Origin of the sequence: Candidatus Palauibacter sp., assembly GCF_965197445.1 — a bacterium.
In the GTDB taxonomy this organism is placed as follows: domain Bacteria; phylum Gemmatimonadota; class Gemmatimonadetes; order Palauibacterales; family Palauibacteraceae; genus Palauibacter.
Window position 1 is genome coordinate 388,729 of sequence record NZ_CBDANE010000005.1, and the last position, 20,612, is coordinate 409,340.

Annotated in this window: 21 protein-coding genes; 12 read left to right on the forward strand and 9 right to left on the reverse strand. The window is 65.7% G+C overall.

Annotated elements, in window-relative coordinates; genetic code table 11:
• Window positions 1-12: 12 nt before the first annotated feature.
• The 3 genes from ACN9M6_RS08975 to ACN9M6_RS08985 are packed head-to-tail and all read right to left on the reverse strand — an operon-like array spanning window position 13 to window position 2,490.
• Complete coding sequence (locus ACN9M6_RS08975; RefSeq protein ID WP_419162589.1) at window positions 13-825, reverse strand: M23 family metallopeptidase; 813 nt, start codon at window positions 823-825, stop codon at window positions 13-15.
• On the reverse strand, window positions 822-1,715 hold the full coding sequence (locus ACN9M6_RS08980; RefSeq protein WP_419162590.1) for a ParB/RepB/Spo0J family partition protein: 894 nt from the start codon (window positions 1,713-1,715) through the stop codon (window positions 822-824). The genes ACN9M6_RS08975 and ACN9M6_RS08980 overlap by 4 nt, the downstream gene beginning before the upstream one ends.
• Entirely contained in the window at window positions 1,708-2,490 is a 783-nt protein-coding gene (locus tag ACN9M6_RS08985) for a ParA family protein (RefSeq protein WP_419162591.1), read from the reverse strand. The genes ACN9M6_RS08980 and ACN9M6_RS08985 overlap by 8 nt, the downstream gene beginning before the upstream one ends.
• 478 nt (window positions 2,491-2,968) lie before the next feature.
• On the opposite strand from ACN9M6_RS08985, the gene pyrF reads away from it, so the two are divergent.
• From pyrF to ACN9M6_RS09000, 3 genes are all read left to right on the forward strand, one after another.
• On the forward strand, window positions 2,969-3,733 hold the full coding sequence (gene pyrF, locus ACN9M6_RS08990) for an orotidine-5'-phosphate decarboxylase (RefSeq protein WP_419163733.1): 765 nt from the start codon (window positions 2,969-2,971) through the stop codon (window positions 3,731-3,733).
• 326 nt (window positions 3,734-4,059) lie between these two features.
• Entirely contained in the window at window positions 4,060-4,857 is a 798-nt protein-coding gene (locus tag ACN9M6_RS08995; RefSeq protein WP_419162592.1) for a DNA-formamidopyrimidine glycosylase family protein, read from the forward strand.
• Between the two features lie 206 nt (window positions 4,858-5,063).
• Window positions 5,064-5,738 carry a DUF1207 domain-containing protein gene (locus ACN9M6_RS09000; RefSeq protein ID WP_419162593.1) on the forward strand — a complete coding sequence of 225 codons (675 nt, stop codon included), beginning with the start codon at window positions 5,064-5,066 and terminating at the stop codon, window positions 5,736-5,738.
• Here the strand turns inward: ACN9M6_RS09000 and yidC are convergent.
• Genes yidC through rpmH form a run of 4 tightly spaced genes read right to left on the reverse strand, consistent with a single transcriptional unit; the run spans window position 5,726 to window position 8,205 of the window.
• On the reverse strand, window positions 5,726-7,441 hold the full coding sequence (gene yidC, locus ACN9M6_RS09005) for a membrane protein insertase YidC (RefSeq protein WP_419162594.1): 1,716 nt from the start codon (window positions 7,439-7,441) through the stop codon (window positions 5,726-5,728). The genes ACN9M6_RS09000 and yidC overlap by 13 nt on opposite strands.
• Window positions 7,441-7,662, reverse strand: a complete 222-nt coding sequence (gene yidD, locus ACN9M6_RS09010; protein ID WP_419162595.1) for a membrane protein insertion efficiency factor YidD — start codon at window positions 7,660-7,662, stop codon at window positions 7,441-7,443. Before yidD ends, yidC begins: the two co-directional genes overlap by 1 nt.
• The gene (rnpA, locus tag ACN9M6_RS09015; protein ID WP_419162596.1) at window positions 7,650-8,066 is read right to left on the reverse strand and encodes a ribonuclease P protein component; all 417 of its coding nucleotides are present in this window, start codon (window positions 8,064-8,066) and stop codon (window positions 7,650-7,652) included. Before rnpA ends, yidD begins: the two co-directional genes overlap by 13 nt.
• Window positions 8,032-8,205: a 50S ribosomal protein L34 gene (rpmH, locus tag ACN9M6_RS09020; protein WP_419162597.1), complete on the reverse strand. Its 174-nt coding sequence runs from the start codon at window positions 8,203-8,205 to the stop codon at window positions 8,032-8,034. The genes rnpA and rpmH overlap by 35 nt, the downstream gene beginning before the upstream one ends.
• 259 nt (window positions 8,206-8,464) lie before the next feature.
• On the opposite strand from rpmH, the gene dnaA reads away from it, so the two are divergent.
• From dnaA to ACN9M6_RS09045, 5 genes are all read left to right on the forward strand, one after another.
• The gene (gene dnaA / locus ACN9M6_RS09025; RefSeq protein ID WP_419162598.1) at window positions 8,465-9,847 is read left to right on the forward strand and encodes a chromosomal replication initiator protein DnaA; all 1,383 of its coding nucleotides are present in this window, start codon (window positions 8,465-8,467) and stop codon (window positions 9,845-9,847) included.
• Between the two features lie 282 nt (window positions 9,848-10,129).
• Window positions 10,130-11,257, forward strand: a complete 1,128-nt coding sequence (dnaN, locus tag ACN9M6_RS09030; protein ID WP_419162599.1) for a DNA polymerase III subunit beta — start codon at window positions 10,130-10,132, stop codon at window positions 11,255-11,257.
• Window positions 11,258-11,272: 15 nt separating this feature from the next.
• Window positions 11,273-12,037: a YIP1 family protein gene (locus ACN9M6_RS09035; RefSeq protein WP_419162600.1), complete on the forward strand. Its 765-nt coding sequence runs from the start codon at window positions 11,273-11,275 to the stop codon at window positions 12,035-12,037.
• Window positions 12,034-12,780: an NUDIX hydrolase gene (locus ACN9M6_RS09040; protein WP_419162601.1), complete on the forward strand. Its 747-nt coding sequence runs from the start codon at window positions 12,034-12,036 to the stop codon at window positions 12,778-12,780. The genes ACN9M6_RS09035 and ACN9M6_RS09040 overlap by 4 nt, the downstream gene beginning before the upstream one ends.
• A complete protein-coding gene (locus tag ACN9M6_RS09045) occupies window positions 12,777-13,559 on the forward strand; it encodes an MBL fold metallo-hydrolase (protein ID WP_419162602.1) in 783 nt (260 codons plus the stop codon). Before ACN9M6_RS09040 ends, ACN9M6_RS09045 begins: the two co-directional genes overlap by 4 nt.
• Here the strand turns inward: ACN9M6_RS09045 and ACN9M6_RS09050 are convergent.
• Window positions 13,519-14,628: an A/G-specific adenine glycosylase gene (locus ACN9M6_RS09050; protein ID WP_419162603.1), complete on the reverse strand. Its 1,110-nt coding sequence runs from the start codon at window positions 14,626-14,628 to the stop codon at window positions 13,519-13,521. The genes ACN9M6_RS09045 and ACN9M6_RS09050 overlap by 41 nt on opposite strands.
• A complete protein-coding gene (gene dapF, locus ACN9M6_RS09055; RefSeq protein ID WP_419162604.1) occupies window positions 14,600-15,394 on the reverse strand; it encodes a diaminopimelate epimerase in 795 nt (264 codons plus the stop codon). Before dapF ends, ACN9M6_RS09050 begins: the two co-directional genes overlap by 29 nt.
• A 375-nt stretch (window positions 15,395-15,769) precedes the next feature.
• On the opposite strand from dapF, the gene ACN9M6_RS09060 reads away from it, so the two are divergent.
• The 4 genes from ACN9M6_RS09060 (at window position 15,770) to ACN9M6_RS09075 (ending at window position 20,599) form a co-directional block, all read left to right on the forward strand.
• Window positions 15,770-16,468 carry a DUF1707 SHOCT-like domain-containing protein gene (locus ACN9M6_RS09060; RefSeq protein WP_419162605.1) on the forward strand — a complete coding sequence of 233 codons (699 nt, stop codon included), beginning with the start codon at window positions 15,770-15,772 and terminating at the stop codon, window positions 16,466-16,468.
• 114 nt (window positions 16,469-16,582) lie between these two features.
• Window positions 16,583-16,984 carry a glycine cleavage system protein GcvH gene (gene gcvH, locus ACN9M6_RS09065; protein WP_419162606.1) on the forward strand — a complete coding sequence of 134 codons (402 nt, stop codon included), beginning with the start codon at window positions 16,583-16,585 and terminating at the stop codon, window positions 16,982-16,984.
• A gap of 17 nt (window positions 16,985-17,001) precedes the next feature.
• Window positions 17,002-19,893 carry an aminomethyl-transferring glycine dehydrogenase gene (gene gcvP / locus ACN9M6_RS09070; RefSeq protein WP_419163734.1) on the forward strand — a complete coding sequence of 964 codons (2,892 nt, stop codon included), beginning with the start codon at window positions 17,002-17,004 and terminating at the stop codon, window positions 19,891-19,893.
• A 13-nt stretch (window positions 19,894-19,906) separates the two neighbouring features.
• On the forward strand, window positions 19,907-20,599 hold the full coding sequence (locus ACN9M6_RS09075) for a metal-dependent hydrolase (protein WP_419162607.1): 693 nt from the start codon (window positions 19,907-19,909) through the stop codon (window positions 20,597-20,599).
• Window positions 20,600-20,612: the final 13 nt, after the last annotated feature.

Genomic DNA, 20,612 nt, shown 5'->3' on the forward strand with positions numbered 1-20,612 from the left:
GCCTCAATTCCCTTACCTCGGTTCCGTATCCGTCGGGGCCTCGGCTCCACCCCGAACGCTGTGATCCGCTACGACGGTGAGTGGGTCCACCAGTGAACCGTTCCGTAGGAGTTCGAGGTGGAGATGGGGCGCCGAAGACCTCCCCGTGTTGCCCGTCAGGGCGATCACCTCGAGTCGCTCCACCGTTTCGCCGACCGTCGCGAACAGCCACGAGTTGTGGCCATACAATGACGTGAGCCCGTCGGTGTGCGCAATCCGCAGAAACTTCCCGTAAACCGGGTCCTCCCCCGCTTCCTCGACCCGTCCGGCCTGGATGGCGCGGACGTACGATCCGGTCGGCGCGGCGATATCCAATCCGGTGTGGCCCTCCCGCGACGTGGCGGGACGGGAACCGAACTGCCTGGTGATGAAACCGCGTTGCGCGAGAGGCCATGCGGGGGTTTCCGACTCCGGATCAGGCCGTGAACGCAGGGCCGAAGATCCGCGCACCACGATGTTGGCCGGCGCCTCGGCCTCTGGACGTCCTTCCGTAACGGCATCACGCAACACGCCGACTCCCTGCTCGATTTCCGCCAGACGGGCGGCCAGCTCGTTGACGCGGGCGCGTTCACCCCGGAGGACGCCGAGTTCAGACTCCAGTTCCGCGATCCGGCTCGACTCGCTTCGCGTCGCCCAGAACAGTCCCAGGAGCACGCCGAGCGCCATGAGCCCGAGCCCCGTTCCTGCAGCCGCGAATAGTAGCCGGGCGCGTCCCAACGCAACCGCCCGGAGCTTCCGGCCGTCCCGGCGGACCAATTGAAGCGTCCATTCGTTCAGGCGTGTCATTCGCGAAGCTCGTCCGCCAATTCGGGCCCGCCCATCAAGCCCACCAGTCGCAGAAAGTCTTCAGTATCGTGGAACCGGACGACCACCTCGCCGGCGCCGTCCGCTCGCGTCCGGACACGAACCTGTGTACCAAAGCCTCGCTCCAATCCGAGTTCTGCGCGCCGCACGAAGGGGTCGCCGGTATTCCTCCGCCCGGTCCGGACGCGTGGTCGCGGTGGCTCAGTCCTCAGAGTGGTGCGGACACGACGCTCTGTCTCGCGTACCGACCACCCTTGCTCCACCACTTCGGCAGCCATGCGCGTACGGTCGTCCGAGTCCGGTAGCATCAGCAGTGCACGGCCGTGGCCGGCTGACAACTCGCCGCTCGCCAACAGCGTCAGCACGGGAGCCGGCAGCGCGAGCAGTCGCAGTGCGTTTGCGACCGTGGATCGATCGCGGCCCACATGGCGGCCCACCTGTTCCTGCGTGAGGCCGAACTCATCCATCAACTGACGGTAGCCTCGCGCTTCCTCGAGGGCGGAAAGGTCTGCCCGCTGGAGGTTCTCTACAAGCGCGACCACCAGCATCTGCTCGTCGCTCAACGTCCGGACGATCGCCGGCACCGATGTCCAGCCGAGGCTCTGCATTGCACGAAACCGTCGCTCGCCCACCACAATCTCGAACGCTTCACCTACAGCTCTCACGACAATGGGTTGCAGCAGTCCGTTTTGCCGAATCGACTCCGCGAGTTCGGCGAGTCGCTCCGGATCGAACTCGGCACGTGGCTGGAAGGGACTTGGACGTACAGCTTCGATCAGGATCTCCGTGTCGCGCGAATCGGGTTCCCTCTCGAGGTTCTCGCCGAGTAGTGCCGCGAGTCCCTTCCCGAGGCGGCGGTCACTCCTAGGCAATCTTCGCTTCCTGGTGACGATCGATCAGCTCTCGGGCGAGACTCAGATATCCGCGGGCACCGCTCGATAGAACATCGTACAGGGCGATCGGCTCTCCGAAGCTGGGCGCCTCGGCCAGGCGTATGTTCCGCGGGATCATCGTGTCGAACACCTTCCCCCCGAAATACTCGCGCGCCTCCGCCGCCACCTGTTTCGCGAGATTCAGCCGCGAATCGTACATCGTCAGCAACACGCCCTCGATCTCCAGGCCGGGGTTGATCCCGCGCTGTACGAATCGGACGGTATTGAGGAGTTGGCTCAATCCCTCGAGGGCGTAGAACTCGCATTGGATCGGAATGAGGACGGCATCGGCCGCCGCCAGCGCGTTCAGCGTCAGCAGGCCCAGGGATGGCGGCGAATCGATGAGGATGTAGTCGAACTCTCCGCGCAATGCATCGATCTTTCGGCCCAGGATCCTTTGGCGGTCCGCGCGGTCGATCAACTCCACCTCGGCGCCGATGAGATCACGGCTCGCAGACACGACGGACAGGCACGGAAAATGCACTTCGGTGCGAAGTGCCGCCTCAAGCGGCTGCCCGTTGACCAGGCATTCGTACACGCTCGGAGTGTTGAGGTCCTTGCGGAGCCCAAAGCCTGATGTCGCATTACCCTGCGGGTCGCAGTCGATCACCAGCGTCTTCCGCTCGGCAATCGCCAGCGACGCACCCAGATTGATCGCCGTCGTCGTCTTCCCGACGCCGCCCTTCTGGTTGGCGATTGCAATCACCCGGCCCAATACGATTCGCTCCTCAGCGATGCTGCGGATTCGCGGATCCGCGGCAGGTATAGAAGATCACGTAACTCTATGTCGCCTAATCGGTTAGCAGCATTGGTCATTGTCGCGCCAGCTCGACTTCGGCCTTGCGCGGCGGCGGGTTCCCGGCCCCTTGAGAACGCCGCTCGGGGACCCTCGGCAATATACCGTGGTCTCATGACGCGGGCGAACGGCTCCCTCGCAGAATGCGAGTGTTTCACGTGAAACAACTCGTTCCCGTCCTGGTTTCCCCGCTCTCTGCGCAGGCACGTGCGATTCCCAACCCTCTTGCCGCGTCCCCCCTTTGTTGGCGACTGTTTCCGTCGACGCCTTTAGTCGAGGACCATCGGCGCTTGGCTTCCTCGTTCCACAGACCCCGCGAGGCCACCATCGACTGTCGGCCCCACGGGAGGGCCGCCAGGTTTCGCGTCGCCATCTACGCCAGAGTTGCCGGGAGGTACTGATCACAACCCCACTCCACACGACTGACCGCCTTATCCTTGCTCTCGACGTGCCGACCGCCCGCGACGCTCGGGAACTAGTCGAAGCGCTAGCCGACACCGTCTCCTTCTACAAGATCGGCCTCGAACTCTTTCTTTCCGGAGAGTACTTCGAACTCGCTGATTGGCTCCGGGCTCGTGGCAAGAGGGTTTTTGCCGACCTGAAGCTATTCGACGTACCGCAAACGGTCGGCTCCGCTGTCGGGCAACTGCGAAGGCGAGACGTGGACTTTGTTACCGTGCACGGGAACGACGCCATTCTCCGCGCCGCTTGCGACGCGGCTGCGGGGACGCCCGGGATTCTTGCGGTGACGGTTCTGACCAGTCTCGATCGAGCCGATATGGAAGATCTCGGTTTCGAAGCTGATGTCTCCGCCGTTGTGCTGTCTCGCGCCCGCAGGGCAGAGGCCATCGGTTGTGCCGGGGTCATCAGCTCCGGACTCGAGGCCGCCTCGATTCGATCCGCCGTCTCGGACGATTTCCGCATCGTCGTTCCGGGGATCCGGGCCACCGTCCAGTCCGGAACCGATGACCAAAAGCGTACGGTCGATGTCGAGACGGCGTTCGGAGCCGGGGCGGACTACATCGTCATGGGGCGGCCCATCCGGAATGCTTCGGACCCGGCCGCGGCCGCCGCGGCCATCCAGGATCGGATTGCGAGCTGTCTCGAGCCAGCGCGGATAGGCCGACCCTATCCCGGCCGCCCGTGTGCCACTTCCATGTAACATATGTATTGACAATATGTTACGGCGGATACTATCCTCACTGTCAAATGGTCTCGGGCGGCCAGCCTCGTCGTCCGTGGGGCCCTGGTTGACGATCGGTTGAGTTCCTGCCGCCATGTTATCTGGTCCGGCGGCTGAAGCACCGGAACAGCACGACGACAAGGACATATCACGTTGGTGCACAACATGTTAGGGCCCTAGGACACCCCTCCGCTGCCGACGGGCTTCGAGCGGGCGGGGGGTCGTCCGTGAAGCAAGAGGCACATTTCCTGCGTATAGGTGTACATTCATGCACACCCGAATTTGCCCACCGGAGTTGTAACGCAATGATAGAACTCCCCGATGTCGAGCGGATGATCGAGAGTATTGCCGGATATACGACCGGCAAGACAATCTCGACCATCCGTATCGACGACCCGAACGTTGTGCCGATCGAGTCCGAGATTGTCACAGATCATCTCGAACACCACGCGGTGGATTCCGTCGAGCGACACGGCCGCTACGTCGTCCTCCGGTTTCGTTCCGACTACAGTCTCATCTTCGACATGGGGGACGACGGTCTGCTGCGGCTTGAATCGCAGACTGCGCCGCCGACGGAACGGACCCGGATTCGATTCCAGTTTGCCGCGGGGCGGGAACTCCGCTTCTCTTCGTCCGGGTCCCAGGGTACCGTCCAGGCGTTACCGGGGAGTCAGTTCAACGACAAGGGTGCGCTCCAGAGCCTCGGGGTCGACCCCTTGAGCGAAGATCTCACCGTGGAGCGCTTCGAAACCCTCGCAGCGCGGAACCACCGCTCGACGGTCAAGGGGTTTCTGCTGAATCAGAAGGCGATCGCCGGCATCGGCAACGACTACGCCGACGAGATCTGCTTTCAGGCAAGCGTCCGCCCGGATATGCGAGTCGGGCAGCTGATGCCGGATCAGACGCACCGGCTTCACCGCTACCTGAGGCGTGTCCTGCGACGGGCCACGCTCCACTGGAGTGCGGCGCACTCCGATCCCGGATGGCTGATCAACTCGCGGTCGAACGGGAGCGCCTGCCCGAGGTGCCGCCATGAGTTGACCTCTCTGCGCGTGACCGGTCGCAAGACCGTGATCTGCCCGAGGTGCCAGAGAGCCGCCTGACGATCCGCCTTCACCGGGTCCGCGGACCCACCAGGCGGTTCTCCCCGGAGACCGGCCTGAGGCGGGCGTTGTTCTCTTGCGCCCTTCTGTCTCTGGCCTCGGCAACTCCGGGAATGCTGTTCGGACAAGCTGAGAGCTCCGCCGGGCGAATCCAGGACCGCAATGGTCACCCTTTTCGCACCCCTGCCGGATCTCCGCTCGAGCCGGTGCACCGGATCGCCCTGTTCAGCGCGGGCCGAGACTCCGTCCGCGACGGCATCGCGTCCGCCGATCTCGGGGACCGTCTCCAGTTCTGGATCCGTCGCGACCCGGACGGGGCGGTAGAGTACGCTGGGGCGATCCACGGCGGCGTTTTTTCCCGTTTCGACCTCGGTGGCCCGGATCAGGCGCTTATCGAAGTGCACTACAGGATCGGAGTACTGTTGCGGGCCCGGTTCGGAGGGCTCGCCGCTCGCGCCGAGCTCTATCACGTGAGTTCCCATCTGGGGGACGAGTTTCTGCTCGACAGCGGCGTGAGGCCTATCAGCACGAGTCGCGAGGGGCTCGAGTTCCTGCTTCAGGGGTCCCCGCTCCCCGGCATCACGGTGTACGGCGGGCCCGGCGTCCTGTTGCGTACCTCACGCGACCTGGACCGGCTCTCACTCCGAGCGGGCGCGGACTGGGAGTCCTCGCCTGCCGCGCACGCGCGATTCTACGCCTCCGTCGACCTGTTCACCTGGGCCGAGTCGGAGTGGGAGCCCGCTCTTGCGACCGAATTGGGGGCTGCACTCGGCCGGGGCGCGCGGCTCGGGCTACTGTTCGGGCTTGGTCCATCACGAGCCGAGCAGTTCTTTCGTGAGTCCGAACGACTGCTGGGGGTTACGATCTCCTATGTACGCTGAGCCGAGCGGGCAGCTGGTTGTGCCTTCCTCCGCTCCCGGGACAGGTACAACTGCTGCGGCAGCGACGCGATGTTCGAGGCCGTGTAGTACAGGTTCAGACCGGCCGCGAAACTGGCGAACATGAAGGTGAAGACTACCGGCAAGGCGTAGGAGAAGATCTTCATCTGCGGGTTCGTCTCCATGCCCCTCTGCGTGATCCAGTTGAGGAACAGCATCGAGCCACCCATCAGGGCCGGGACGATGAACAGCGGGTCCCGCAGAGAGAGGTCGGGAAGCCACAGGAACGGAACGCCGCGGAACTCGATCGTGTTCTGAAATACGAAGAACAGCGTGATCAGAATCGGGAGCGGCACAAGCATTGGCAGACAGCCGCCGAGCGGATTCACGCCGTGTTCCCGGTACAGCTTCATCTGTTCCTGCTGCAGCCGCTGCGGGTCATTCTTGTAGCGTTGCTGCAGCTGCTTGATCTCGGGCTGGATCGCCATCTGCTTCATTTGCTGGCGCATCGAGATCTGGTAGAGCGGGAAGAGAACGATCCGCGAGGCCACCCCGAACACGATCAGAACCCATCCGTAGGCCAGCGCGAACGACTCGTGCAGCCAGATCAGCACGGCGACGATGAGATTGCCGAACGGCCGGATGAACCACCGGAGCCAGCGCCAGCCGTAGGGGTTCACGTTGTGCAGCTCCTGCCCCATGGCCTGCAGCCGCGCGAAATCCTGCGGCCCGATGTACGCCACGTAGTCGAACCCTGAGCTGCCAGCCGGGACCGGCAGGGTGGCCTGCATGTCGGCGGCGTCCGCGTCGGCGACGCCTCGCAGCATGACCCCACCGATCCCCGGGCCGGTCGGCGCGGCGACCACCGCCGCGAGCCAGTACTTGGACTTCGACGCGACCCAGCTGAACGGTCCACCCGTCGCCGGCCTCGACTCTCCTTCGTCCACCCGGTCCAGGCGTTCGGCCGCAATCTGGCCGGCGCGGCTCCGTGTGACGAGCGACATCGCCGTCCTGTCTTCCCGGAGTACTGCCTCGTTCAGCTCGATGCCCCGGCCAAGCCCGATCAGGACCGCGTGTCCTACGTCGCCCAGCCCTCGCAGGCCGCCGCTTGCCTCGATCCGATAGTCGTCCGGATAGAAGCGATACGTGACGTCAAAGGTGACCTCCCCGATCGCCGCCTCGAACCGCAGCTCTGCGGCCTCGTCCGTCACGTCGAGCCGTGATGCCGAGGCATCGAACACGAAGGAAGCAAGCGAGACGGTGTCGCCCCGGAGCGTCAAACCGTACGTGAGGATCGAATCCTCCGGCCGGATCAGCTCCACGTTCATACCGCCATGACCGGGGGTGGAGAAGTTCTCGTACTCCAGCATCGAAGCGCCGACGAGCCGCGCCCCGCGTGTATCGAATCGGTATTCGTACAGATCCGACCTGACCGTGACGATTTGTCCGGTACGGGATGGCTCGTCGTCTTCCGGTGCTGCTGCCGGGAGGTCGTCCGGCTCTGCCAGCACTTCCGCCACCCTCTGCGCAGTTCTTTCCGTGCCAGAAAGCTCCTCGGCCGCCGGCGACGGTGACGGAGTATCGATCGCCGTCTCGTCGCCGGGCCCCACTGGATCCAGCGGCCTTTCGATCGGCGGGAACACGACATTCGAGAGGATCATGACGCCGACCATGAGCGCGATCGCGAGGAGGAGACGCCGTTCCATCAGACCTCACGCGCCGGCACGGGATCGTACCCGAACGATCCGAGTGGGCGACAGCGAAGCAGACGGCAGGCCATCAACCACGATCCCCGCAGGACGCCGAATCTCCGCACCGCGGTCAACGCGTATTCGGAGCAGCTCGGCTGGTAGCGGCAACAGGGCGGCAACCAGGGAGAGACGACCAACTGATAGCTGCGGATGGCTACCAGGATCACCGCGCGCATACAGCCTCCAACGAATCCATAAGGGCTAAGAGGGCGACGTGTAGCTTTCGGTACGAGGCTTCGTAGGCGGCCGGTTTCGCACGCAGGATCAAGTCCAGGTCGAGCCGTCCGGTCTCGAGCGCCGGGAGCAGGTCGAGGCGGGCGATCTCCGTGAGACGGCGCTGCACACGGTTCCGCTCGACAGCGGTGCGTCCGTGGCGCGGCGCTATGATCCCGACCCTGGGTCGACCGGGGAGGGACGGGGCGGAGAAAACGTCCACGAAACGGCCCCGGCTGCGCCGCCCCTCGCGCATCGTGCGGCGGATTTCCCGGGTTTTCCGTAGCCGCGCCGCGCGAGGCAGGCGAAAGCCCGCACGCGGACGGGGCCCGCTAGCGGCTTCGTCGCTTGCGACGGAACGCGTCACTGACCGTGAGTCGACGCCGACCCTTCCTTCGGCGGCGCGACAGGACCCTGCGGCCTGCCTTTGTCTTCATGCGCGCCCGGAACCCGTGATCCCTGAGGCGCTTCCTGTTGGTCGGCTTGCTGTATGTGGGCTTCCCCATCTCGCATCACCCGAGGCTATTCCTGGTCTCCGCTAACTTTCACGGCCAGCCCGAAAGTCTAGACGGGAAGCGGGTTAGTGTCAATTCCGCTTGCGAGGAGCCGTAGCCCGGGCCCACTCCAAAGCTCTCTCGCTGACGGATTTTGGTGTGGGTGGGGGCTTACGCTGCGGCAGCCGTTCCGTTCGTTGACACTCGCCCGCAAACTCGTCTAAGATCAGGGCTTCCGCACCCACCGTTTTTCTTTGCCAGCGCGGCGCGAATGGAGCTGACTGCACACGAGGCCTGGGTCAAGATTCGCGCGTCCGCGCAGGGCGTGCTGCCCGAGCAGACCTATCGCACGTGGCTCGCTTCCACCGAGGCCCTTTCCCTGTCTGACGACACACTCGTCGTCTCCGCTCCGACCAAGTTCGCCGTCGAGTGGGTCGAGGATAAGTACGGCACCCTCCTGCGGGACATTGCCGAGCGCGAGCTGGGCGCACGGCTGCGGCTCCGTTTTGAGCATCAGGGCGGAGAGAAACGCATCGAGTTTCCGCAGATCACGGAACCCTTTCCGGGCGAACCGGGCCATGTCCTGGCCCCGGACTCCGCCGCGCGGGGCGTGCGGCCCGCGGTCGCGTCGCTCAATGAGCGGTATACCTTCGACCGATTCGTGATCGGTCGAAGCAACGAACTCGCGGCCGCCGCGTCGGACCGGGTGGCCGCCGCGCCGGCGACCACCTACAACCCGCTGTTCATTTGGGGGGGCACCGGCCTGGGCAAGACCCATCTGATGCACGCGATCGGTAACACCATCATCGAGCGTCGGCCGGACCGTCAGATCGCCTACGTTCCCTCGGAACAGTTCACGAACGAGATGATCGACGCGATCAAGACCGGGCAGACCGCCCTGTTCAGGGAGCGTTACCGCCGCATCGACATACTCCTCGTCGACGACGTCCACTTCATCGCGAACAAGGAAGGAACCCAGGAAGAGTTCTTCCATACGTTCAACGCGTTGTACGACGCGAAGAAGCAGATCGTCATCACGAGCGATCGGCCGCCGCAGGAGATCCCGGGACTCCAGGAACGACTCGTCTCCCGCTTCGAGTGGGGTCTGGTGACCGACATCCAGCCGCCCGACCTCGAAACGCGATCCGCTATCCTTCGCAAGAAAGCTGACGAAGACGCGATCGAGATCGAGGATGATGTCATCGAGTACGTCGCGAGGAACCGGCGCACATCGGTCCGTCAGCTCGAGGGCGCACTGATCAAGCTCCTTGCCTTCAGCTCGCTCACACGCCGTGAGATATCGCTGGAGATGGCCCAGGACGCCCTCGGACCAGAGGTTGTACACTCCGAAGACGAGCCCCTGGAGATATCGCCGGAAGAGATCCGCGCCCGCACGGCCTCTTTGTGGGGCGTTTCAGTCGAGGCCCTCATGTCAAAACGGAGGAATCGGACCATCACCGTACCCCGGCGCGTCGCGATGTATCTCATCAAGACGAATCTCGATCTGCCCTACTCCGACATCGGCCACCTCTTCGGAGGCAGGAATCACTCCACGGTCATCTACTCGGTGAACAAGGTAGAGGCCGAGATGGCCTCGGATCCGGGGCTCCGCACGCGTATCGGCCAACTGCAGCAGGAGCTATTCAGATCCTGAATGCGGCGTCCGTCGATCGTCGTGTCGAAAAACGTCAGAACTTCCTCGTCGACGTCGCTGCAACTCACGAGTCGTCACAAGGCGAGCGGAGTTTGCCCACGTCTTCGACATTCCTCGTCAGCCCGTCCACAGAACCCAAGCCCCGGGAAGTCAAGTGATACCGCAAGAACCGGGGGTTCTGGACACTTCGACAGGCTCTACTACTACTGCGTTGAGAGGTATATCATACGCCATCGTAGAAACAACGGTGGAAAACCCTGACACAGCATTGCCGGAGTTGAAATGAGATTCTCGATCACTCGTGAGGCGCTTCAGCAGGGTCTTGGGGCGACGGCATCCGCCGTCCCGACCCGGGCCGCCCTCCCCGTGCTTTCCAACATCCTGATCCAGGCGGAGGATGATGCCGTGCGGCTCAGCGGCACGGATATGTCCATCTTCGTTTCGCTCGCGGTTCCGGCCGAAGTATCGGAACCCGGGGTCGTCGCACTGCCGGCGCGGCAGCTACTGGAAATCTCAAGGGTGCTCGACGACGCGCCCGTAAGGTTTTCGGCCACCGATGCACAGGCAGGCGGGTCCGGGACCGGCGTCGAAATCGAGTGTGGGCGCAGCAAGTTCACGCTCTATGGACAGGCCCCCGACGAGTTTCCCGACTTTCCGGAGGTCGATTTCGCCACCGGCTGGGAGATGTCGGCGGGAGACCTTCAGACTCTCATCGAGCGGACCAGTTTCGCCGTGTCGACGGAAGACAGCCGGCCGATCCTGAACGGGATCCTCTGGCAGTTGCACGGTGGCGGGACCGTAATGGTAGCGACGAACGGGCATCGTCTCGCAAAGATGCAACAGGAGTTGGGTGACGGCGGTGCGGCGGCGGAGGCGGACTTGATCATCCCGCCCAAGGCTCTGAACCAGGTGCAGAAGCTGTATCCTTCCGATGCGGTGCTGCAGATCGCTCGCTCCGAGAACCATCTGGCCTTCCGATCCGTGGACCGGGAGGTGTTCACCTCTCTGATCGAGGGACCGTATCCGAACTTCGAGCAGGTGATTCCGAAGGACAACGACAAGTCTGCTACGGTGAACCGTGCGGCGCTCGAAACCGCGGTGCGCCGAGTGGCGGTGATGGCTGATGATCCCACGAAACGGGTCCGTCTCTCGTTTACGGAAGGGGATCTCAACTTCAAGGTGCAGACTCCCGACCTGGGAGAGGCCGAGGACACGCTGTCGCTCGACTACGAGGGAGAGGACATCGAGATCGGGTTCAATGCCACGTACCTGCTCGAGGTTCTTCGACATATGCCGGACGAGGACGTGCGTATCACGTTCAAGGCGCCTGAGCGAGCGGCGACGTTCTCCCCGGCCAGCGGTGAGCCGGACTACCTCTGCCTCGTGATGCCCCTGCGCATCCTGGACTAAAGGATTTGCCGGGGAGTGGTAACGTGCGGGACTTGCGGCCAGGAGCGCATCGCGTTCGAGACCTGCCCGTTCTGCGGGGCGTCGTCCGCGCCTCAGGAGCCTGACGAAAGGGGCCCTTCGGATCGCGAGAAGAGTGCCAACGTCCCGGCGTGGGAAGACCCCGAGGCGGCTTTCCCCGGGAATCTGCTCCAGACCTGGCGCCGGAGTGTCCTTGAACCCGGCGCCTTCTTCGCGGGCCTCCGCTTCGACCGGTCCGTGGCCCGCCCGATCCTCTATTACCTCATCATCAGCATACTGGGCGCCGGCCTCTTGCTGACGTGGGGGACCATCCTCTCGGCGTCCTCCTCGGGTTTCATGGGCCAACTCTACGAACTCCTCGATCCGTCCGGCGTCTCGGCCGTGCCGGGACCGATGAGGTCCACCCTGTTACTCGTCAACTTCTTCCTGACACCCTTCCTGGCGGTGTTCTACCTCGTCCTGTGGAGCATGCTCCTGCACTTCTTCATCCTCATCCTGGGTCGGCAAGCCGGACCCCTCAGAGCCACGGTGCGCGCGGTCTGCTATGCCTCCGGGCCGGGGCTCTTCGGTGTCGTTCCCTTCGTCGGCGGGTTGTTGGCGTACGTCTGGGTGGCGGTGCTCACCGTGATCGGCCTCCGTGAGGCGCACGGGATGAGCACCGGCAAGGCGCTCGCGGCATTCCTGCTCGCGGCGACCATCGCCGTGGCCCTCCTGGCGTTTACCGTGATCCTCATAATTACAAGGGGGGCGGCCGGAGCGTGAGTACCGGCCTGGACCGCCGAAGCCCACGGCCCGCGGCAACCATCGTTGTAGCGCGTCCGGCGCCACCGGGGCTGGAGATCCTGCTGTTGCAGCGACCCGGGGCTGCGCGATTCGGGGCGGGCGCGTATGCGTTTCCAGGGGGTGCGATCGACGGGGACGATGCCTCGGCGGTGTGGGAGAGCCGGCTCCCCCCCGTGGGAGAGCGGACCGCGTGCGCGGCGGCGCTGCGGGAGCTGTTCGAGGAGACCGGCATCGTGCCGGCTTGCGCGGGTCCGGTCGATTCCGGGCGGCTGGCGGCTGCGCGACAGGCCTTGCTGGCGAACCAAACGAGTTTCTCCCGCATCGCGGAGCGTATGAAGCTCGATTTCTCGGCTGCGGGGATCGTGTACTTCGCGCGGTGGATCACGCCCATGAATCTCGCCCTGCGCTTCGACACGCGTTTCTTTCTGCTGGCGGCCGACGAGCAGATCGGGCCGGTGAGCCTTAGCCCTGAACACGACGCGGCGCTGTGGACCACGCCCGCCGCGGCCCTGCGGCGTTTCGCGGCAGGAGAGCTTCCGATGCTCTTCCCGACGGTCAGGACGATCGAGCGGCTGGCCGGACTGGGCTCGCCCACGGCCGCGCTCGAGGCGCTACGCGACGTGCGCGTGGAGCCGGTGCTGGTCAAACTCGCCGCGAGCGTGGGCGAGAAAGAAGCGCGCTCGCTGGCGCCCGGGGACCCGGGCTATGATGAGATCTCTTGAACCGCGGTCCGATCCCGCCGCACGTGGTCCGGCACGGCGCAGCGGTCACGGCGGTCCGGGCGGACAATCCCGGCGCACTGACGCTGACGGGTACGCAGACCTATGTGATCGGTACCTCGCGGCTGGTCATCCTGGATCCCGGGCCGCGAGACGACACCCACCTCGTCCGCGTCGATCGGGTCATCGGAGGGAGGCCGGTGGCTGCGGTCTGCTTCACGCATGCGCACCGCGACCACACGGCGGCCGCGCAGGAGGCGGCCGCGCGCTGGGCGAAACTCCGCGCATCCGCCGAGACCCTCTCACGGCTGGAACGGGAGGGAAGGCCGCTCGCCGATGGTGAGAAGATCGCTCTGGGCGGCGGACTACAGCTCCGCGCGCTGGCCACGCCGGGCCACTCCGCCGACCACGTGTGCTACCTCCTCGAACCTGACCGGATCCTGTTCACGGGAGACCTCGTCCTGGGTGAGGGGAGCACCATGATCGTCCACCCGGACGGTTCCGTGCGAGCATACCTTGAGAGCCTGGCCCGGCTCACCGCGCTTCGGCCTACGCTACTGCTACCGGGACACGGCTCCGCCGTGGAGAGGGCGCCCGCGTATCTCGACGCCTGCCGCGCCCACCGAATCGAGCGGGTGGCCCAGGTCAGTCGGGCGCGGAAGTCCGGCGCGCGCAGCCTCCAGCAGATTCGGGAAGCGGTCTACGGTGATCTGCCCGCCTCACATCACCAGGCCGCGGAGGTCACGCTCCGGGCTTATCTCGCCTATCTCGAGGAGAGCTGAGTTCCCGGTCGATGAGACGCCGGTGATAGATGGGGAAGGCAAGGCGAGACAGTTCCGCGGGCCGGGCCCACCGGTGAACCACCTCCGTCGGCATCTCGCCGCTGAGCCAGGAGGCTCGGTGTACAGCGAGACGCAACCGGAAGTGACTGAACGTGTGCCGCAGCACGCGCATTTGGACGCCCACCTGACAGTCTAGGCCGAAGCCCTCGCGGAGCCCCTTCGAGAGGGCCGTCTCCGAAGTCGTCGTCGGTCCGAGGGCAACGGACGGGAAGTCCCACAGGCCCCCGAGAAGCCCGACACTCGGGCGCCGCAGCACGAGTAGCCGCCCCTCCCGATCAACGACGGCAGCCGCCTCGAGCCGCTCCGGAGAACGTCCCCGCCGCCGCGGGGCCGGACGGCGAGCGATCGTGCCCCGCCGCCGGGCCAGGCAACGGGTCGACAACGGACACTCCCCGCAGCGCGGGCGGCGTGGAGTGCACACCTGGCTTCCGAGATCCATCAGCGCCTGGTTCACGGCGCCGGGCCGACCCGGGGCACCCGTTAACAGGTTGCGCGCGTCGCTCGCGAGCCGCGAAGGAGTCGGTGTCTCGAGATCCGCGAGCCGGGCGAGGACGCGGCGCGCGTTCCCGTCCACCGCTGGCTCCAGCTGTCCGAACGCCAGGCTTGCCACCGCGCCCGCCGTGTACGGACCCACGCCTGGCAGCCGGCGCAACTCCGCCGCCGTCTCCGGAAGCCGGCCCCCGTACTCGGCGACGACCCGTCTCGCCGCCCGGCGCAGGTTGCGGGCCCGGGCGTAGTATCCGAGACCCTCCCACAGCCGGAGCACCTCGTCCTCGTCCGCCTTCGCCAGCGCATGCAGGTCAGGGAACCGGTCGATGAACCTTCGATGGAAGGGAACGGCAGTCTCCAGGCGCGTCTGCTGGGCCATGACCTCGGCGACAAGGATGGCATAAGGGTCCCGCTCGCCGCGCCAGGGGACCTCGCGTCGGCGCCCGTCAAACCACGCCAGCAGGGCGACCGCGTCCGCGGGCCGGGCGGCCTCAGCGCATCGCTTCGGGGAAGACGCCATCGAAGATGAACACGGCGGGCCCAGTCAGCCGGATCCGTCCGGCCTCGAGGAACTCCACCATAAGGGTGGCTCCAGAGCGGGTGATGAACTCGACCCGCTCGCCGATCTCTCCCGCGGCCCGGAGAGCGAACGCGACAGCCATGCATCCGCTGCCGCAGGCCTGGGTCTCCCCCTCGACCCCGCGTTCGAAGGTTCGGATGAACGTCGCCCCGTCCTCGCGGGAGACCAGGTGGACGTTTGCACCGTCGTCACCGAGCTCCTCCATCCATCGCAGAGGCCTGCAGAGTTCATCGAAGTCATCCACCTTCACCGAGGACGCCGGCACCACGAGGTGCGCTGTCCCCATCTGCACAAGCCAGGCGGCTTGGTCCTCTACGCCGACCCGGACCAGAATCTCGCGGTCCACACGGGCGTCGAGCGCATACTCCAGCGCCACGCCGTCGTCTCCCGCCCGGGCCAGAATCTCCCCGTCGTCCGTGACGAGCATGTGCTCGGCCGGCACCAGACCACGGTCCACCGCGTAACGCGCAGCGCAGCGCGACCCGTTGCCACACGTAGAGAACTCGGAGCCGTCGGGGTTGAAGAACCGAAGGCGGACCAGTGCCTCGCTGAGACTCCGGACGGTGATCAGGCCATCCACGCCGACCCCCGTCGCCCGGGGGCAAAGCACAGCGGCCAGGGCTCCGGCGTCCCGAAGTCCCAGCTCTTCGCCTCGCACGATCACGAAGTCGTTACCGGCTCCGCTGTATTTGCTGAATAGCGACATCTCAAAGGCGGGGTGGGGTGAAAAAGGAAACCGGCCGCGAGCGTGAAGCCCGCGGCCGGTTCTTGTGTCGACCGAAACCTGACTCGACGCGACGCCGGCAAGGCACCGCAAGCTTCAGGTCGGCGCATGTCTCGAGCGCCACCGGTTTCAGGACCGGTTACGCTGCCTCGAGGCGATCGCTTGCCCGTGCCGAGTCAGACCCGGTTCTACATCCTTCAGACACTAGATCACCTCCTCTCAAGAAGTTCACACAAAGGGCACCGAACAGAACACCACGCAAATGATGCCGCACCTCCGTCGAAGCTGCAAGCTTTTCCCTTGCTCGCCCCCTCACGTCAGAAGAGAATCAGACCGTCACGAGCGGTGAGGGGGGCGATGAGAGGCAGCGACAGGACAGGGTCCGGACTCCCGGCCGGAGCGTTGTCCCCCGCGGAACGGCAGGCGACGGTCGACCGTCTCTGCGCACACTTCGCGCGGGACGCCATGACCGACACGGAACTGGAGCGCCGGCTCGATCTCGCATACGCCGCTCGCACCAGAGCCGAACTCATCTCCCTGGAGAGAGACCTCCCAGCGCTCGAAACGGAAGGGCGTCCTGCCGGCCCGCCTTCGCCGGCCTCCGCATCCGTGGCGGTGGATCCGACCCGAACCGTCCAGGACAGTGACCTCATCGTGTCCGTCTGGGGCGCCACGGAACGCAAGGGCAGCTGGATCCCGCCCCGGCAGCTGACTTCCGTATCGGTGATGGGTGGCGCGGAGCTGGATTTCCGCGAGGCGGTGTTCGCGACGCGGGAGACTTCGCTGCGGCTCCTGACGGTGATGGGGGGTGTCGAGATCCTCATCCCGCCGGGTGTCCGTGTCGAATGGCGCGGGGTCGCCCTCATGGGCGGCGTGACTACGCCGGAGCCAAGTGCGCCGCCCGCTCAGGATGCTCCCGTCATCCGCATCAGCGGCCTGGTCCTGATGGGGGGCGTCGACATCGTCGAACGTCTTCCGGGCGAGAGCGCGAGGGAAGCGCGGAAGCGGATCAGGAGGGCGAGGAAAGCCCGCCATCGACTCGGTTCGGGCACATGACCGGCCGCCACTTTCTCCGCCGGGGGCCGGTTCCTTGACGCCCGGCTCGCGGCTCGGGTATTCTCCCCTCGCCGCCGCCAGCAGAGCACCCGATACGAACCAGGCGAGGTATGCATGTCGGACATCCCGGAAGACCTGAAGTACACGCCCGAACACGAGTACGTGCGCGAATCGGATGTCGACGGTGAGGTCTTCATCGGGATCACGGATTATGCCCAGGGCGAGCTTGGCGACGTGGTGTACGTCGAACTTCCGGCGCCCGGCGACGATTTCGGGCACATGGAGGCGTTCGGTACCGTCGAGGCCGTGAAGACCGTGTCCGAACTCTTCTGCCCCGCAGCGGGAGAGATCGTGGCCGTAAACGACGCCCTGGAGGCCGACCCCGGGCTCGTCAACAGCGACCCCTACGGGGAGGGCTGGATGATCCGGCTGGCGCTGGAGTCACCGGACGACCTTGAGGAACTTCTCTCCGCCGACCAGTACGCCGCCCTCGTCGCCGACGCGGACGACGTCTGACGGCCCGCTCCTTGAACATGCAGCTGGAGATGGAGCCGTTCGGCGAGTTCGCCGGACGCCACATCGGCCCGTCGCAAGCGGACATCGAGGAGATGCTGGAGGCGGTCGGCGCGGCGAGCATGTCGGAGCTCGTGGAGCAGACGGTCCCGGAAATGATCCGGCTCGGCCGCGACCTCGAGCTGCCCGAGGCGGTGAGCGAGAGAAGGCTTCTCGATCGCGCGGCTGAACTCGCACGCTTCAACCAGCCCTGCCGATCCTACCTCGGACTGGGCTATCACGGGACACTGACCCCCGGCGTCATCCTCCGAAACATCCTCGAGAACCCGGGCTGGTACACGCAGTACACTCCGTACCAGGCCGAGATCTCCCAGGGACGGCTCGAGGCCCTGCTCAACTTCCAGACCATGGTGATCGACCTCACCGGCCTTCCGATAGCGAACGCCTCGCTGCTGGACGAGGGAACCGCTGCGGCGGAAGCGATGCTCATGCTCTGGGGCAGCAAAGGGAGCGCGGACCGGAAGATCTTTCTGGTCTCCGAGGCCTGCCATCCCCAGACGGTGGCTGTCGTACGGGGTCGCGCCCGCCCGCTGGGCATCGATGTTCGGCTCTTCCGGCACGGAGACATCGCCCAGCACAGCCCGGCAGCGGCCTTCGGCGCCCTGTTGCAGTACCCGACGACGGAAGGCGCGGTCGTCGACTATCGCGCGCTGTGCACGGCGCTCCACGAACAAGGGGCCGGGGTGGTCGTGGCGGCGGACCTGCTCGCGCTCGCGCTGCTCGTGCCTCCGGGAGAGTTCGGAGCGGACATCGCCGTCGGCAACTCGCAGCGTTTCGGGGTCCCCATGGGCTACGGCGGCCCGCACGCGGCCTATCTCGCCGCCACGGACGCGTTCAAGCGGAAGCTGCCGGGGAGAATCATCGGGGTCTCGATCGACGCGGACGGAAACCCGGCGCTCCGGATGGCGCTCCAGACGCGGGAGCAGCACATTCGCCGCGAGAAAGCCACGTCCAACATCTGCACGGCTCAAGTGCTGCTGGCGATCATGGCGGGGATGTACGCCGTGTATCACGGCCCGGCGGGCATCCGGGCCATCGCGAGCCGCGTCCGCAAGTTGACCTGGGCCCTGGCCAGAGGGATCGAGCGGCTCGGGCACATCATCGTGCACGATGAGTTCTTCGATACGCTGCAGGTCATCCCCTCGGGCTATACGTCGGCCGAGATTCTGTCCAGGGCCCGGGAGAGGGGGATCAATCTCAGGGACTTCGAGGACGGGACCGTGGGGATCTCGCTCGACGAAACCGTACGGGGCGAGGATCTCGACGACCTCCTGGCAGTCTTCCGCGGCGAAGACGGACCCGAACTGACCGCGGAGGGGGTCGCGGCCGACGCGCCGGAGCCGACCTATCCCGCAACCCTCGCACGCGCCTCGGGTTATCTGCAGCATCCCGTCTTCGGCCGGTACCACTCCGAAACGGAGATGTTGCGCTACATCCACCGGCTGGAGACGCGCGACCTGTCGCTGAACACGAGCATGATCCCGCTCGGTTCCTGCACGATGAAGCTCAACGCGACCTCGGAGATGATCCCGGTCACGTGGCCCGAATTCGGATCGCTCCACCCATTCGCGCCCCTGGACCAGGTCGTGGGCTATCGGCGCCTGTTCGACGAACTGGAGGGCTGGCTGTGCGAGATGAGCGGACTCCCCGCCTGCTCGCTGCAACCCAACTCCGGCGCCCAGGGCGAATACACCGGCCTGCTCGTCATCGCGGCGCGCCACGAGGATCAGGGTGAAGGGCATCGGGATGTGTGCCTGATCCCCTCATCGGCGCACGGGACGAACCCGGCGAGCGCGGTGATGGCCGGGATGCGGGTCGTCGTCGTCAAGTGCGACGAGAACGGGAACATCGATGTAGCGGACCTGCGGGCGAAGGCCGCGCAGCACGCCGACCGGCTCGCCGCGACGATGATCACGTATCCCTCGACCCACGGCGTATTCGAGTCCGCGATACGGGAGGTCACGGACATCGTGCACGAGCACGGAGGGCTCGTGTACCTCGACGGCGCCAACCTCAACGCCCAGGTCGGGCTGTGTCGGCCCGGCGACTACGGCGCGGACGTCATCCATATCAATCTCCACAAGACGTTCGCCATTCCGCACGGAGGAGGCGGCCCCGGGATGGGTCCGATCTGCGTGACGGACGAACTGGCGCCCTACCTGCCCGGACATCCGCTCGTCGACGTGGGCGGTGACGTCGCGATCCCGCCCGTTTCCGCGGCCCCCTGGGGAAGCGCATCCATCCTCCTCATCTCATGGGCCTACATCGCCATGCTGGGCCGCGACGGCGTACGGGCGGCTACGGAGGCCGCGGTGCTCAACGCGAACTACATGGCGACGCGGCTGAGCGAGCACTTCGATATCCTGTACCGTGGCGACAACGGGCGCGTGGCCCACGAATTCATTCTCGACATGCGGCCGTTGAGACGCGGGACAGGCGTCACGGACGAGGATGTGGCCAAACGGCTCATGGACTACGGTTTTCATGCTCCGACCATGTCGTTCCCGGTCGCGGGCACGATCATGATCGAACCCACCGAGAGCGAGTCGAAACGCGAACTGGACCGCCTGGTGGATGCCCTCATCTCCATCCGGGAAGAAATCCGGCACATCGAACTGGGGACTTTCGACAAGGCGGACAACCCGCTCAAGAACGCGCCCCACACGGCGGCGATGGTCACGGCGGATGAATGGGGCCACGGCTACACCAGGCAGGAGGCCGCCTACCCGGCCCCGTCGACCCGCGAGTGGAAGTTCTGGCCGCCGGTGAGGCGGGTGAACAATGCCCACGGGGACCGGAATCTCGTGTGCGCGTGTCCCCCGATCGAGAGCTACGAGACAGTAGGCACATAGGGAGGAACCCGAGATGGCGCGACTCGTATTCCACGGACAGAGCTGCTACGAGATCGAGACGGCGGACGGAACGCGGATCCTGATCGATCCGTTCCTGACCGGGAACCCCGTCGCCGATGTCGGACCGGAGCACTTCACCGATCGGCTCGACTATCTCCTGCTCACGCACGGCCACGGCGACCATATCGCCGACACGTGGGACATACTCGAAGCGACGAACGCCCAGCTGATCGCGACCTACGAGATCGTCGCCTACGCGGGCGCAGTGCAGGGGCACGAGCACGCGCACCCGATGCATATCGGAGGCGCGCACGAGTTTCCGTTCGGGCGGGTGAAGCTCACGCCGGCGCTGCACGGCGGGAAGATCGACGCGCCCGGTGCGGAAGGGTACACGACGACCCCTGCCGGCATCCTCCTGACGGTGGACGGGACGCGGGTGTACCACGCCGGGGACACGGGCCTCACCCTGGACATGCAGCTCCTGCACGGCGAGGTGGACGTCGCACTCGTGCCGATCGGTGACAACTTCACGATGGGGCCGGAGGACGCCGGCCGCGCGATCCACATGATCGAGCCGCGTATCGCAATCCCCAACCACTACGGGACGTGGGAGCTGATCGACGTCGATCCGACCAGGTTCGTGAACGCAGTCGGCGATGCCGCCGAGGTGGTGATCCTGCAGCCTGGGGAGGCTCTGGAGCTTTGAGCGTTCGGGGCGG